The sequence below is a fragment of the Dechloromonas agitata is5 genome (assembly GCF_000519045.1).
GTDB classification, from domain to species: domain Bacteria; phylum Pseudomonadota; class Gammaproteobacteria; order Burkholderiales; family Rhodocyclaceae; genus Azonexus; species Azonexus agitatus.
In genome coordinates this window covers 1223034-1236403 of the sequence record NZ_KI912532.1, presented here as the reverse complement: position 1 = coordinate 1236403, position 13370 = coordinate 1223034, and the positions used below count along the sequence as shown (strand labels likewise).

General features: G+C 63.5%; 14 protein-coding genes. 6 read left to right on the top strand and 8 right to left on the bottom strand.

All coding sequences use genetic code 11. The features are described from left to right. The first annotated feature begins 63 nt into the window (after window positions 1-63). Window positions 64-504, top strand: a complete 441-nt coding sequence (locus K420_RS18255) for a DUF302 domain-containing protein (protein WP_035854565.1) — start codon at window positions 64-66, stop codon at window positions 502-504. Window positions 505-520: 16 nt separating this feature from the next. Here the strand turns inward: K420_RS18255 and K420_RS18250 are convergent, their stop codons facing one another. From K420_RS18250 to K420_RS0106100, 3 genes are all read right to left on the bottom strand, one after another. Beyond that, window positions 521-3076: a PAS domain S-box protein gene (locus K420_RS18250; RefSeq protein WP_051452974.1), complete on the bottom strand. Its 2556-nt coding sequence runs from the start codon at window positions 3074-3076 to the stop codon at window positions 521-523. Next, window positions 3073-4215, bottom strand: a complete 1143-nt coding sequence (locus K420_RS0106105; RefSeq protein WP_027457301.1) for an FIST signal transduction protein — start codon at window positions 4213-4215, stop codon at window positions 3073-3075. The genes K420_RS18250 and K420_RS0106105 overlap by 4 nt, the downstream gene beginning before the upstream one ends. A gap of 68 nt (window positions 4216-4283) precedes the next feature. After that, on the bottom strand, window positions 4284-4787 hold the full coding sequence (locus K420_RS0106100) for a CinA family protein (RefSeq protein WP_027457300.1): 504 nt from the start codon (window positions 4785-4787) through the stop codon (window positions 4284-4286). Between the two features lie 261 nt (window positions 4788-5048). Here K420_RS0106100 and K420_RS0106095 point away from each other — a divergent pair, with 261 nt between their 5' ends. After that, window positions 5049-5492, top strand: coding sequence for a c-type cytochrome (locus K420_RS0106095; protein ID WP_027457299.1), 444 nt, complete (start codon window positions 5049-5051; stop codon window positions 5490-5492). A gap of 81 nt (window positions 5493-5573) precedes the next feature. Here K420_RS0106095 and K420_RS0106090 read toward each other — a convergent pair whose 3' ends face one another. The 5 genes from K420_RS0106090 to K420_RS0106070 form a co-directional block, all read right to left on the bottom strand. After that, window positions 5574-7565: a UvrD-helicase domain-containing protein gene (locus tag K420_RS0106090; protein ID WP_027457298.1), complete on the bottom strand. Its 1992-nt coding sequence runs from the start codon at window positions 7563-7565 to the stop codon at window positions 5574-5576. Between the two features lie 110 nt (window positions 7566-7675). Continuing rightward, complete coding sequence (locus K420_RS0106085; protein ID WP_027457297.1) at window positions 7676-7996, bottom strand: hypothetical protein; 321 nt, start codon at window positions 7994-7996, stop codon at window positions 7676-7678. Window positions 7997-8041: 45 nt separating this feature from the next. Continuing rightward, window positions 8042-8728, bottom strand: coding sequence for a DUF4197 domain-containing protein (locus tag K420_RS0106080; protein WP_027457296.1), 687 nt, complete (start codon window positions 8726-8728; stop codon window positions 8042-8044). Between the two features lie 18 nt (window positions 8729-8746). After that, entirely contained in the window at window positions 8747-9883 is a 1137-nt protein-coding gene (locus K420_RS0106075) for a PilT/PilU family type 4a pilus ATPase (RefSeq protein WP_027457295.1), read from the bottom strand. A 34-nt stretch (window positions 9884-9917) separates the two neighbouring features. Beyond that, window positions 9918-10961, bottom strand: a complete 1044-nt coding sequence (locus K420_RS0106070; protein WP_027457294.1) for a type IV pilus twitching motility protein PilT — start codon at window positions 10959-10961, stop codon at window positions 9918-9920. A 57-nt stretch (window positions 10962-11018) separates the two neighbouring features. Between K420_RS0106070 and K420_RS0106065 the strand changes: the two genes are divergently transcribed. Genes K420_RS0106065 through K420_RS0106050 form a run of 4 tightly spaced genes read left to right on the top strand, consistent with a single transcriptional unit; the run spans window position 11019 to window position 13337 of the window. Then, the gene (locus K420_RS0106065; RefSeq protein ID WP_027457293.1) at window positions 11019-11708 is read left to right on the top strand and encodes a YggS family pyridoxal phosphate-dependent enzyme; all 690 of its coding nucleotides are present in this window, start codon (window positions 11019-11021) and stop codon (window positions 11706-11708) included. Beyond that, window positions 11705-12517 (top strand): pyrroline-5-carboxylate reductase, encoded by an 813-nt coding sequence (proC, locus tag K420_RS0106060; RefSeq protein ID WP_027457292.1) that lies wholly within the window; start codon window positions 11705-11707, stop codon window positions 12515-12517. Before K420_RS0106065 ends, proC begins: the two co-directional genes overlap by 4 nt. Further along, complete coding sequence (locus tag K420_RS0106055) at window positions 12517-13050, top strand: YggT family protein (protein WP_027457291.1); 534 nt, start codon at window positions 12517-12519, stop codon at window positions 13048-13050. Before proC ends, K420_RS0106055 begins: the two co-directional genes overlap by 1 nt. After that, entirely contained in the window at window positions 13047-13337 is a 291-nt protein-coding gene (locus tag K420_RS0106050; RefSeq protein ID WP_027457290.1) for a DUF167 domain-containing protein, read from the top strand. Before K420_RS0106055 ends, K420_RS0106050 begins: the two co-directional genes overlap by 4 nt. Window positions 13338-13370 lie beyond the last annotated feature (33 nt).

Below are 13370 nucleotides of genomic sequence, written 5' to 3'. Positions count from 1 at the left end.
GGCTCTGTGGTGAAATAACGGGCAACGTCCGGTATCCATCCACCTTCCGCCCAGAGGTTCGCCATGCGCCTGCTCGCCCCCCTGTTCTGCCTCACCTTCCTGACCCACTCGGCCCAAGCCGACAGCGACATCGTGACGCGCCAGCTGGCCGCTGGGTTTACCGACACCCGCGAAGCGCTCACCCTGGCTATCGAGAACCGGGGTTTGGTCATCAACTACGTCTCGCACATCGGCGACATGCTGGCACGCACCGGTGCCGACATCGGCGCCACCCGGCAAATCTACGGCCAGGCGGAAATCGTCGAGTTCTGTTCCGCCGCCCTGTCACGGCAGATCATGGAAAGCGACCCGCACACCATCGTGCAGTGCCCCTTCGCCATTGCCGTTTATACATTGCCCGGCGAAGACGGCAAGACCTGGCTCGCCTATCGCCGGCCGGTCGGTGCGGCAGCCAGCCTGGTGACACCGCTGCTGCAGGCCATCGTCGACGACGCGGCCGAGTAAGGCCGGCCGCAGCGGCTTATCGCCCGGCCTTGCCGAGCCAGCGCAGAATCGTTGCGTAAAGCAGTTCCGGCTGGACCGGCTTGCTGACGAAATCGTTCATGCCGGCCGCCAGACAGTTGTCGCGATCCTCAGCGAAGGCATTGGCAGTCATCGCCAGGATCGGTAACGCATCGCGCGTGCCAAGCTGCCGAATGCAGCGTGTCGCCTCCAGGCCATCCATGCGCGGCATCTGCATGTCCATCAGGACCAGGGTGTAGTGCCCGTTGCCCACCTTGTCCACCGCCTCGATGCCATCCACCGCCACATCGACCACCAAGCCGACATCCTCCAGCAACATCTGCGCCACCTCCCGGTTGATGAGGTCGTCTTCGACCAGCAGGACGCGGCTGCCACCATAGCGTCGGCGCAGTTCAGCCTCCGCCTCTTCGGTCTTGATCCGGGGCGTATCCGGCGGCTGCCGCTGGTCCGGCATGCACTTCAGGTGTGCGGTAATCCAGAAAACACTGCCCTGCCCCGGCACGCTCGTGGCGCCGGCATCACCGCCCATGAGCCGCGCCAGCTGGCGGGTGATGGCCAGGCCAAGGCCGGTGCCGCCGTACTTCCGGGTGGTCGACGGATCGGCCTGCTCGAAGGGAGAAAACAAGCGGGCCAGGGCCTCCGGGGTGATACCAATGCCGGTATCCTCGACCTCGAGCCGGAGCAGCACACTCTCCACCGAACGTTCCAACACCTTGCCACGCAAGGTGATGCCGCCGCATTCCGTGAACTTGATGGCATTGTTGGCGTAGTTGAGCAGCGCCTGGCGCAGGCGGGTCACGTCGCCCAGCAGGCCGCCCGGCAAGTCGGCCGCCTCGACGCGCACGGTCAGGCCCTTCTCGGCGGCCCGGCCCTTCAGCATGTCGGCGACCTCGGCCAGCAACTGCGGCAGGGCGAGCGGCATCTCCTCCAGATCGAGCCGGCCGGCCTCGATCTTGGAGAGATCGAGGATATCGTCGATGACAGCCAACAGATGGCGGCCGGAGCTTTCGATGCGGTCGAGCGGCTCGTTCAGCGTGGCATCGTGCAGTGCGCGGCGCATCAGGTAGACCGAACCGAGAATGGCGTTCATCGGCGTCCGTATCTCGTGGCTCATGTTGGCCAGGAAGGCACTCTTGGTGCGGGTGGCCGATTCGGCCTCCTCCTTGGCGGCGCGCAGCAGGCGCTCGGCCTGCTTGCGTTCGGTGATGTCGCTGATGAAGGTGATGTAGCGCGCTGCCTGATTGTCCTTGGGCGGCCGGTAGAAGACATTGAGGCTGACCGGAATCAGGCGACCGTCGCGGTGCATGATTTCCGTATCGAAACTGGCCCGCCCTTGTTCACGAATGCCGGCCATTTTCTCGACGAAGTCATCGCCCCGGAACCGGGGGGCGATATCCGGTACAGTCAGGGCCAGCATTTCCGGCACCGTATAGCCCAGCATCTCGGCCGCCGCCCGGTTCACATACTGGAAACGGCCGTCCTCGCCGACCCAATGGATGCCGATGCCGACCCGGTCCATGGCAAATTGCGTCTGCTCCAGCCGGCCGGTCGCCCGCTCCAGGTCATGCGTTCGCTCATCGACCATCTGCTGCAACAACTGGCGGTGACTGTCCAGATCGGCCTCGCTTTTCCGCAAGGCCTCTTCGACACGCCGCCGCTCGGTGATCTCCCGCGCAATGCCGAGGATGCCGATCGCGTGCCCCTCGGCGTCGTGCATCGGCGTCTTGATGGTTTCGAACAGGCCGCGATAACCGTCCTCGGCGAAGGTGATCCATTCCTCGTTCTTGCTCGGCACTTGCGCGGCGGCAGCCCGTCGATCGTTCTCGCGGAAGGCATCGGCCAGTTCCCGGCTGACGAAATCGTAGTCGGTACGGCCGACGATCTCGTGCTCGCTGGCCCCGAAAAAGCGGCAGAACATCGGGTTGCACGACAAGTAAACACCATTCATGTCCTTCACCCAGACCAGGTCTGGAATCGCGTCGTACAGGCTGTTCAGGAAGGCCCGCTCACGCTCGCTCTGGGCCAGGGCAACCGCCAGTTCGGCGCGGGCATCGTTGCGGTCGGCGGTCAGTGCCTGCTTCATGCGGTCGTTGTTGCAGCACAGGACGACCGCCTTGGCCAGATTGGCCAGCACCGGCTGGAAAACCTGAGTCAGCGGCAGGTCGCCGACCGGCGGCAGCGGCGACAGGAGCAGGATGGTCCGCCCTTCGTCGATCGGCAGGCGGAGCGCAAAACGATAGACATGCTCCTGCGAGAACGGGTGCAACAACGCAGCATCGTCGAGCAGGGCGACCGTGCTGCCGAGCAGGCCGGCCGGCAAATTGACGGGCGAACCGCAGCGTTCGATCAGCCGGTAGTCGCCAAGCACCTTCTCAAGCGTGGCGGAGACGCCGAAATCATTCTCCTGCCGGTCGGCAAGAATGATCGCCACGGGAAAGGAGGTATGGAACAACAGGCGCTGCAGCGTCCTGGTCAGCAGGCTGTCAAGATCGAGGGCACCGCCGATGGTCAGCGACAGGTCATACAGGATGCCGAGTATCCGCTCACGGTTCATTGCGGGCTCCACGGCACGCAGACCAGCGTCGCATTGTGGAACATCGGGTAGCCGCCCCGTACCGTATTGCCAATCTCACCCAGGGAAAGCGCCCCGCCGAGGGGGGTAGCGCCGGTCGCCTCGGCCAGTTGCCGCAGTTCATCCCGCGCCGCTTCGCCGAGATGCAGGCGGCGCCCGGCACAATAGAATGCCAGCAGGGGCCGGTCAGCCATCGGCCCCTGCACGGCGGCCAGATTTTCCGCAAGATGGCCGATGCACGCATTGCCGCCGGCCGGCGGTGCCTGAAGCAGCACGAGCAGGGCGTTCTCCGGTATCTCGCCGATGCAGTGCAGCGAGCCGTCCGCCTCAAGCGCGACAGGAATGCGCACCACCACGTCGCCATTGGCGCGCAGCAGGCCGAACGGATAATGCACGCCGTACTGGTAGAAATTCTCGGGCGTCAGGTCGATACCGAATTGTGCCTTGATGATCTCCTGATAGACCGTGAAGGCCGGTCGCCAGTCCAGCGTCGCAATGCGGTTGCCCCGCGTCGAGGTCGCCCCCATCGAGTGCTCGGGCTGAACGAATCCATGCGCCAGCAGCGGGGTCATGGCTGGCGGCAGGAGCAGACCGAGCACGCCATCCCCGACCACCCGCGTCGCATCGAACAGGCAGGGCATGGGCAGGAAGCTTTCGCTGCCGGCACTCACCCCGGCGTACTCGACCCGGTTGGCAAGCGCCAGGTAGATGTCGTCCAGGATACTGCTCACGTTCGGCACCATGCTGTCGAAGATCATGAACAGCGTCGGCCTGCCTGCCTCCGGCGTTGATTCGGCCAGTTGCTGGCGCACCGTGCCGAGCAACCGGGCTCCCGCTGGCTCATCGCCCTCGTTGAGTGCCGGCAGCAGGAAATGAGGCGGCATGGTGTCGAAGCAGAGCAGCCAGGCACCGTCGGTCACGAAGCAATCGCCCCGCAGCAGGGCCGGGAAAATGGCTCCCAACAGAGCGATGCCATGCCGGGCAGCCGCTGCCTGCAACAAAGGGACTTGATCCTTCCCGGATTCCGGCAACAGGGCAACGAGACCGGAACGCGACGCAACCGGTCGCCAGTCGCGCAACGCCCCCTCTACCGCTTCGGCAGTCAGCTCAACAAAACGCATGGGGATAACCCGCCAGTTTCACGGGGCTATATTGACTTTGACGATTGTCCAGCAATACCGGAGCAACATCAAGCAATGCCATTCGCATCCTGCAGCCGCGCCAGCAACCCGCGCAATGCATGCCGCACGGATAGCGCCCGAACCTCAGTCCGTCCGCCCGGGAAATGGCAGGTTTGCGCCTCGCAACCGCCCGCCCGCCAGGCCCACGCAAAGCAAACGGTACCGACCGGCTTGTCCGGCGTACCACCGCTTGGGCCGGCAATACCGGTAATCGCCACGGACCAGTCGCCCCGGCTGTGCTCGAGCGCCCCGATTGCCATCGCCCGTGCCGTCGCTTCCGAGACAGCACCATGGCGGTCCAGCGTAGTTTCCGGCACGCCCAGCATGTCACGCTTCGCGGCATTGGAATAGGTGACAAAACCTCGGTCGAACCAACCGGAACTGCCGGCAATCGCCGTCACCATCTGCGCCACCCAGCCGCCGGTGCACGATTCGGCGGTGACCAGCCATTCACCGCGCTCCAGCAGGCGCGCCCCCAGTTGTTCGGACAGTTCTTCCAGTTCGGAATGCATGCTTCATCCTAGCACGAGGCAATTGACCAGCGCGCCCCAGGTCCGGGGGCCGCCGGGGGAACATTCTGTTACAGAAGGCTACGAAAGGACGACAGACGGGCAGGCATCTGCTACCTAGAATGTAATCGTGCATTGAACCCCTCCTCTCGAAATTCCCCCTTTCGAGATTCTTATACCCCGCGACCAGCGGGGTTCTTTTTGCCCACTCGAACTACGTCGTTATAATTAGGGTTTTATATCTTATCCCGTGGAGCCGTCGGCATGGCTGAACAAAACTCTTCCAAGAAAATGATGTGGGCAACGATCGGCGTCGCCGCCGTGTTGATCGCGATCATCTATCCGCTCACCAACAGAACCTACAACTCCGCGGCTGATGCCGCCAAGGGCTCGGACGAATCCGATGTCCGCATCCAGCCCGTCGCCAAATTCGAGCTGGCCAAGGCTGCCGCACCGGCCGCCAGCGGCCCGCGCGATGGCGCCACCATCTACAACACGGTTTGCGGCGCCTGCCACAATACCGGTGCCGCCGGCGCACCGAAAATCGACGACAAGGCCGCCTGGGCTCCCCGTCTGGGCCAGGGCAAGGATGGCCTGATCAAGAGCGTGACCAACGGCAAGGGCGCCATGCCGCCGAAGGGTGGTGCGGCCCTGTCCGACGACGAGATCAAGGGCGTTGTCGATTACGTGCTCAGCAAGGTCAAGTAAGCCGCTGCTCTGACACCGCCAGAGGAAAGGGGACCGGAAGGTCCCCTTTCTGCGTTTACGCCGGACGTCGGAAGTCTGCGTTCAACGCTTGTTGCCGGCGAGCATGGCCTTCATGGCATCCAGCCGGGCGTTGCCGGTCGCCTTGTCCACCGGCTTGGCCTCCTTGCCGCCGGCGAAGCGCACATCGTCGCGCCCCATCTCGTCAATAAAGCGCGACGGTTCGCAGGGAATGAATTCGCGGGCCTGCTTGCGCCGCTCGCAGTAGGAGATGTTCAGGGTGCGCTGGGCACGGGTGATGCCGACGTACATCAGGCGGCGCTCTTCCTCGACCTTGCTCGGCTCGGTCGACTCGCGATGCGGCAGGATCCCTTCCTCGACACCGACCAGGAAGACGTGCGGATACTCCAGACCCTTCGAGGCATGCAGCGTGGACAACTGCACCGCATCAACCTCCTCGTCGTTCTGCTTGTCGAGCATGTTGATCAAGGCGATGCTCTGGGTCAGCTCGATCAGCGTCTTGCCGTCGAGTTCGCCCTTCTTGTTGATCCAGTTGGCGAATTCGCAGACATTGGCCCAGCGCGTTTGCGCGACGCGCTCTTCCTCGTGGTCGTAGAGGTAGGTTTCGTAGTCGATGGCCTTGAGCAGATCCGGCAGGACGAGATTAGCTGACTCCCGCCCGGCCCGCTCCTGCATGCGATTGATGAACTGGCCGAATTCGAGCAAGGGTTCGAACTGGCGCGGCGCGACGCGCTGGGCAAAGCCCTCTTCGAAAGCGGCCGCGAACAGCGAAACGTGCCGCTCGCCGGCGTAGGTGCCGAGTACCTGCAGGGTCGCCGCGCCGATGCCGCGCTTGGGCGTGGTCGCAGCGCGGATGTAGGCCGGGTCGTCGTCCTCGTTGGCCAGTAGGCGCAGGTAGGCGATGATGTCCTTGATCTCGGCCTTGTCGAAGAAGGACTTGCCGCCGGACAGCAGGTAGGGAATGCGGTGGTCGCGCAGGTATTCCTCGAAGATTCGGGCCTGGTGGTTGGAGCGGTAGAGGATGGCGTAATCCTTGAACTGGGTGCGCTGCTCGAAGCGGTGCGCCTGCAGCTTCATCACCACCCCCTCGGCCTCGGCATCGTTGTCGCGGTAGGCCGTGACGCTGATCTGCTCGCCGTGGCCATGCTCCGACCACAGCTTCTTGTCGAACAGCTTTTCGTTGTTGGCGATGACGTTGTTCGCCGCCTTCAGGATACGCACCGTCGAGCGGTAGTTCTGCTCCAGCTTGATGACCTTCAGGGTGGGAAATTCGGCCGGCAGCTTGCGCAGGTTGTCGATGTCGGCGCCGCGCCAACCGTAGATGGCCTGATCGTCGTCACCGACCGCCGTGAACTGGGCACGCACTCCGGTCAGCAGCTTGAGCAGCTGGTACTGGCAGGCATTGGTATCCTGGTATTCATCGACCAGCAGGTAGCGCAAGCGGTTCTGCCATTTGTCAGCGATTTCGGGATGCTCGGTGAACAGCTTGACCGGCAGGCCGATCAAATCGTCGAAATCGACCGCCTGGTAGGCCTTCAGCGTCGCCTCGTAGCTCAGGTAGGCGTGGGCGGCCAGCTTCTGGTGTTCGTCGGTCGCCAGATGACGCGCCGCTTCCGGCGTGACCAGCGCATTCTTCCAGTTGGAGATCAGCGACTGCAGGATGCGTACCGTCGCCTTGTCCACGGTGCCGGCTGCCTCACTCAGGATCCCGGCACAATCAGCCGAATCGAAAATGGAAAACCGCGGCTTGTAGCCGAGCGCCTTGGCCTCCTCGCGCAGGATGCGCACACCAAGCGAGTGGAAGGTGGAGATCTGCAGTTCGCCGGCCAGCGCCGCCGACAAAATCTTGCCGATACGCTCCTGCATTTCCTTGGCTGCCTTGTTGGTGAAAGTGATGGCCGCGATGTTGCGCGGCTGGAAACCACAGTCCTGCACCAAGTAGGCGATTTTCTGCGTGATCACCCGCGTCTTGCCCGAGCCGGCGCCGGCCAGCACGAGCAAGGGCCCGTCAAGGTAGTGGATCGCTTCACGTTGCTGGGGATTGAGACCGGACATGGATCAGGGCAGAAAGACAGCGCCCCGCCGGAAGCGGGGCGCAAAAGATGGGAATCGGCCGATTTTAACCCACTCGGCAGAGCGCCCAGGGAGTCGCCCGAAGCGCCGGCTCAGGCCGAATCGTCCACCTGCGGCACGACCGCCCGGGGCAGGTCATCCGCCTTGATCAGGTCGTCGGCGGCGGCGCCCAGCGCAAGCAGTTGGGCCGCCACCGAACTGGTCTCGCGCAGGATCTCCGCCTGCCCTTCGAAAGGTGCCATGGCCGCTGGTTCGATTTCGTCGAGTTCCTGACGCAAACTACGCTGCCGGTCGCCCTCGATGCCTTCCATCGACTCGACACGCCGTATGCGCTCGTGGGCCACCTGCTGGACGCGCTCGACCGACTCCCGGGTCGGACGTCGCGTGGTCGAGGCGAGGCTGGGCAGTTTCATGCAGGGACTCCTTGTCCCCAATTACGACCGCCGCCGCCAGAAGCTTTAGAGGGCGCCGAACACCTTCTTCAGCAGGTCGCTGCCGGCGCCGACCGGATTGGCGCGCAACTTCTTCTCTTCTTCGGCAATCATCAGGAACAGGCCGTCCATCGCCTTCTGCGTGACATAGCTGTCGATGTCGGCATCCTTCTGCTCGATCAAGCCAGCGCTCGCCGCCTTGCCGGCGAACTTGTTGTACTGTTCCGCCAGTTGCAGCTTGCCGGTTTCCTTCTTGACGATGGGCATGAACTTCGCCGTCAGCTGCTCGGTCGAGGTGCGCTTGAAATACTGGGTCACGCTGTCCTCACCGCCGGTCAGGATACCCTTGGCGTCCTGCACGCTCATTTTCCTGATCGACTCGACGAGCACCGGTTTGGCCACTGCCACGGCATTCTCGGCGGCGTGGTTCATGGTTTCGACCAGTTGGTCGGCCTGCTTGCCCATACCGAACATGCGCAGGGCCGACTCGGCCTTTTGCAGGTACCCGGGCAACGGAATCTTCACCTTGTCGTTGCCCAGGAATCCACCATTCCTGCCCAGCGAGGCCACCGCGTAATCCGCGCCCTTGTTGAGCGCCTCCTTGACACCGGCCGACGCATCGCCAGTCGAAATGGCATCGAGCGCCCCGGCCTGGACCAGCGTGGTGGCCAGGCTCAGGACAAGAACGAAGACAGGCTGCAACAGGCGACGCATGGCGGTCTCCCTCAAAAATCAGACGATATCGAGATGGCCGATACCCGTGGTCAGATCACGGTCCTTGGACTCCTTGCCGTGCAGCTTGATCTGCAGGCGCAGGTCGTTCAGCGAATCGGCGTTGCGCAGGGCGTCCTCGTAGGTGATCTTGCCCGCCTCGTAGAGGTCGAACAGCGCCTGGTCGAACGTCTGCATGCCGAGCTCACGCGATTTCTTCATGATTTCCTTGATCTCGTGCACCTCGCCCTTGAAGATCAGGTCGGAAATCAGCGGCGAGTTGAGCATCACTTCAATGGCCGCGATCCGGCCCTTGCCGTCCTTCTTCGGAATCAGGCGCTGCGAAACCATGGCACGCAGGTTGAGCGACAGGTCCATCAGCAACTGCTGGCGACGCTCTTCCGGGAAGAAGTTGATGATGCGGTCGATCGCCTGGTTGGCACTGTTGGCGTGCAGCGTGGCCAGCGCCAGGTGGCCGGTTTCGGCGAAGGCGATGGCGTAGTCCATGGTGTCGCGGTCGCGGATTTCGCCCATCAGGATGACGTCCGGCGCCTGGCGCAGCGTGTTCTTCAGGGCCGGCCCCCAGTCGTCGGTATCGACCCCGACTTCGCGCTGCGTGACGATGCAGTTCTTGTGCTCGTGCACGTACTCGATCGGGTCTTCGATGGTGATGATGTGGCCGTAGGAGTTCTCGTTGCGGTAATCGACCAGCGCCGCCAGCGAGGTCGTCTTGCCGGTGCCGGTACCGCCGACGAAGATGATCAGGCCGCGCTTGGTCATCGCCAGATCTTTCAGGACCGGCGGTAGCAGCAGCTCGTCGAGGGTCGGGATGGTCATGTTGATGGTCCGGCAGACGACGCCGACGCGCCCTTGCTGAACCAACGTATTGACCCGGAAGCGGCCGATGCCGGCCGGCGAAATGGCGAAGTTGCACTCCTTGGTCGCTTCGAATTCGGCCGCCTGGCGGTCATTCATGATCGACCGCGCCAGTTCCGCGGTGTGCTGCGAACTCAGCACCTGGTTCGAGACCGGCGTGATCTTGCCGTCGATCTTGATCGCCGGCGGGAAGCCCGCGGTGATGAAGAGGTCAGAGCCTTTCTTCTGGGCCATCAGGCGCAGAAGATCGTGCATGAATTTCATTGCCTGATCGCGTTCCATGGTTTCCCCTCGTTTGTTCTGTCAACTCCCCGGATCAAGCCGGGAAGGCATCCTTGTTGGCCGCCTTGTAGCGCGCCTCGGCACTCGACACGACATTGCGGCGGACCAGGTCGATCAGGTTCTGGTCGAGCGTCTGCATGCCGAAGTTCTGGCCGGTCTGGATGGCCGAGTACATCTGCGCGATCTTGTTCTCGCGAATCAGGTTGCGGATAGCCGGCGTGCCGATCATGATTTCATGCGCCGCGACCCGACCGTTGCCATCCTTGGTCTTCAACAGGGTCTGCGAGATGACGGCGCGCAGCGACTCCGACAGCATGGCGCGCACCATTTCCTTTTCCGCCGCCGGGAAGACGTCGACCACGCGGTCCACCGTCTTGGCCGCCGACGAGGTGTGCAAGGTGCCGAACACCAAGTGGCCGGTTTCGGCTGCCGTCAGCGCGAGGCGGATGGTCTCCAGGTCGCGCATTTCGCCGACCAGGATGACATCCGGGTCTTCGCGCAGCGCCGAGCGCAAGGCGTTGGCGAAGGACAGCGTATGCGGGCCGACTTCGCGCTGGTTGATCAGGCACTTCTTCGACTCATGGACGAACTCGATCGGGTCTTCGACCGTCAGGATGTGACCGTATTCGTTCTCATTGATGTGATTGACCATGCCGGCCAGCGTCGTCGACTTGCCGGAACCGGTCGGCCCGGTGACCAGCACGATGCCGCGCGGGTATTCGGAAATTTCCTTGAAGATCTTCGGCGCATTCAACTCCTCCAGGGTCAGCACCTTGGACGGAATGGTCCGGAAAACAGCAGCAGCACCGCGCTGCTGGTTGAAGGCATTAACCCGGAAGCGCGCCAGGTTCGGAATTTCGAAGGAAAAGTCGCACTCCAGCGTCTCTTCGTATACCTTGCGCTGACCGTCGTTCATGATGTCGTACACCATGCCGTGCACATCCTTGTGCTCCATCGCCGGCAGGTTGATGCGGCGAACGTCGCCATGGACACGAATCATCGGCGGCAGGCCGGAAGACAGGTGAAGATCGGAGGCCTTGTTCTTGACACTGAAGGCCAGCAGTTCGGTGATGTCCATGCGGATCGTCCTCGGCGCGCGTGTATACTTTGAATTGTTGTTAATTCCTAATGGATTATGAGCGCAATCGCCGACAACCTGCAAGCCGTCCAGGCCCGGATTTCCCATGCAGCAGCGGCTGTCGGCCGTTCCCCCGATGCCGTCCGTCTGCTGGCCGTCAGCAAGACCTGGCCGCTGGCCTGCGTGCTCGATGCAGCCGATGCCGGCCAGCGTGCTTTCGGTGAGAATTACGTGCAGGAAGGCATCGACAAGATCGCCGCCGTCACCGGCCGACATCTGGAGTGGCATTTCATCGGCCCGCTGCAGAGCAACAAGACCAAACCGGTCGCCGAACACTTTGACTGGGTGCACTCCATCGACCGCCTGAAAATCGCCGAACGGCTGTCGGCGCAGCGCCCGACCTACCTGTCGCCACTGCAGGTCTGCGTGCAGGTCAATGTGTCCGGTGAGGCGAGCAAGAGCGGCTGCGCTCCGGACGAAGCGCTCGCTCTGTGCCGTGCCGTCGCCGCCCTGCCCGGCCTGCAGTTGCGGGGCCTGATGGCGATTCCCGAGCCAACCGACGACCCGCAGGCACAGCACATCCCCTTCCGCAAACTGCGCGAACTGAGCGAGCAGATTTGCGCCGCCGGCCTGCCGCTCGATACCCTTTCCATGGGCATGTCCCACGATCTCGAAGCTGCCGTCGCCGAAGGCGCGACCATCGTCCGCATCGGCACGGCCATTTTTGGTGAAAGAAACTACAGATGAAAATTGTTTTCCTCGGCGGCGGCAACATGGCCAACGCCCTGATCGGCGGCATGGTCAAGCAGGGCTTCACGGCCAGCGACATCGACGTGATCGACCTCGGCGCCGAAGCGCGCGCCAAGCTGAGCGCCAGCTATGGCGTGACCTGCCACGCCAGCGCTGTAACCGCGCCCACCGCGCCGGATATCCTGGTGCTGGCTGTCAAGCCGCAGCAGATGAAGGAAGCCGTCGCCCCACTCGTCGGCAAACTCGGCAACGCGCTGGTCATCAGCATCGCCGCCGGACTCGACATGGCAGCCCTCTCGCGCTGGCTGGGCGGCCATCGCACCATCGTCCGCTGCATGCCGAACACACCGGCCCTGATCGGTGCCGGCATCACCGGCCTGTGCGCCTTGCCGGAAGTAACGGCCGAGCAGCGCGCTGCCGCTGACCGCGTGTTGAAGGCTGTCGGCACCACGGTATGGATCGACGATGAAGCCAAGATCGACGGCGTGACTGCCCTTTCCGGCAGCGGCCCGGCCTATGTCTTCCTGTTCATCGAGGCTCTGCAGCAGGCGGCTGCCGAACTCGGCTTCACGCCGGAACAGGGCCGCCAACTGGCCATCGAAACCGTGCAGGGTGCTGCTGCGCTGGCTGCGCAATCGAGCGAGCCGGCTTCGATCCTGCGCGAGCGCGTCACCTCCAAGGGCGGCACGACCGAAGCCGCACTCAAGGTGATGGCCGAACGCGGCGTCAAGGAAGGCATCGTCGCTGGCTGCAAGGCGGCCGAGGCACGTGGCCAGGAACTTGGCAAGCTGCTCGGAGCCGGCTGATGCAGGCCATCACCTTCCTGCTCGATGCCGTCGCCAGTTTTTTCTGCACGCTCTTCCTGCTGCGTTTCCTGATGCAGGCGATGCGCGTGTCGTTTGCCGGGCAGATCGGTGACTTCGTCGTCAAGTTGACCAACTGGGCGATCAAGCCGCTGCGTCGTTTCATCCCCGGCCTGGGCGGCTTCGACTGGGCCAGCCTGATTGCGGCGCTTGGCGTGCAGCTGGCGTTTTCCGGCATCCTGCTCGGCCTGGCCGGCCCATCCATCAACACTGATGGCGGCACGCTGGCCCTGATGGTGCTGTGGTTTGCCCTCCGCGCCCTGCTCCGCCTGGCTGTCTATATTTTCATCGGCGCCTTGATCCTGCAGGCCGTCCTGTCGTGGATCAACCCGTATTCGCCGCTCACCGCGCCGGCTTACCAACTCACCCGGCCCGTCCTTGACCCGATTCGCCGCATCATTCCGACCATTTCGGGCATCGACCTGTCGCCGCTGGTCGCCATCCTGCTGCTGCAAGTGGTCCTGATGTTCCTGTGAGCGACTGGTACCGTGCGGCGGGCGACGGCCGCATCACGCTGACCCTGCACATCCAGCCCGGCGCGAAGAAAACCGAATTCGCCGGGCTGCATGGCGAGGCGCTGAAAATCCGTCTTGCCGCCCCCCCGGTGGACGGCAAGGCGAACGAGGCGCTGATCCGCTTCATTGCCGACACCCTGGCGCTACCCAAATCGGCTGTCTGCCTGAAGAGCGGCCAAACCTCGCGGCGCAAGGTACTGGAAGTTACCGGTGCGCTCCCCGAGCAGGTTGCCGGACTGGCCGGCTAGAACAACAGCGGCTGCCGAAGCAGCCGCTTTTCC

What these genes read in the sequence shown, in the direction of transcription:
- K420_RS18255 (WP_035854565.1), top strand. Translation starts at nt 64, where the DNA reads ATGCGCCTGCTCGCCCCCCTGTTCTGCCTCACCTTCCTGACCCACTCG.
- K420_RS18250 (WP_051452974.1), bottom strand. Translation starts at nt 3,076, where the DNA reads ATGAACCGTGAGCGGATACTCGGCATCCTGTATGACCTGTCGCTGACC.
- K420_RS0106105 (WP_027457301.1), bottom strand. Translation starts at nt 4,215, where the DNA reads ATGCGTTTTGTTGAGCTGACTGCCGAAGCGGTAGAGGGGGCGTTGCGC.
- K420_RS0106100 (WP_027457300.1), bottom strand. Translation starts at nt 4,787, where the DNA reads ATGCATTCCGAACTGGAAGAACTGTCCGAACAACTGGGGGCGCGCCTG.
- K420_RS0106095 (WP_027457299.1), top strand. Translation starts at nt 5,049, where the DNA reads ATGGCTGAACAAAACTCTTCCAAGAAAATGATGTGGGCAACGATCGGC.
- K420_RS0106090 (WP_027457298.1), bottom strand. Translation starts at nt 7,565, where the DNA reads ATGTCCGGTCTCAATCCCCAGCAACGTGAAGCGATCCACTACCTTGAC.
- K420_RS0106085 (WP_027457297.1), bottom strand. Translation starts at nt 7,996, where the DNA reads ATGAAACTGCCCAGCCTCGCCTCGACCACGCGACGTCCGACCCGGGAG.
- K420_RS0106080 (WP_027457296.1), bottom strand. Translation starts at nt 8,728, where the DNA reads ATGCGTCGCCTGTTGCAGCCTGTCTTCGTTCTTGTCCTGAGCCTGGCC.
- K420_RS0106075 (WP_027457295.1), bottom strand. Translation starts at nt 9,883, where the DNA reads ATGGAACGCGATCAGGCAATGAAATTCATGCACGATCTTCTGCGCCTG.
- K420_RS0106070 (WP_027457294.1), bottom strand. Translation starts at nt 10,961, where the DNA reads ATGGACATCACCGAACTGCTGGCCTTCAGTGTCAAGAACAAGGCCTCC.
- K420_RS0106065 (WP_027457293.1), top strand. Translation starts at nt 11,019, where the DNA reads ATGAGCGCAATCGCCGACAACCTGCAAGCCGTCCAGGCCCGGATTTCC.
- proC (WP_027457292.1), top strand. Translation starts at nt 11,705, where the DNA reads ATGAAAATTGTTTTCCTCGGCGGCGGCAACATGGCCAACGCCCTGATC.
- K420_RS0106055 (WP_027457291.1), top strand. Translation starts at nt 12,517, where the DNA reads ATGCAGGCCATCACCTTCCTGCTCGATGCCGTCGCCAGTTTTTTCTGC.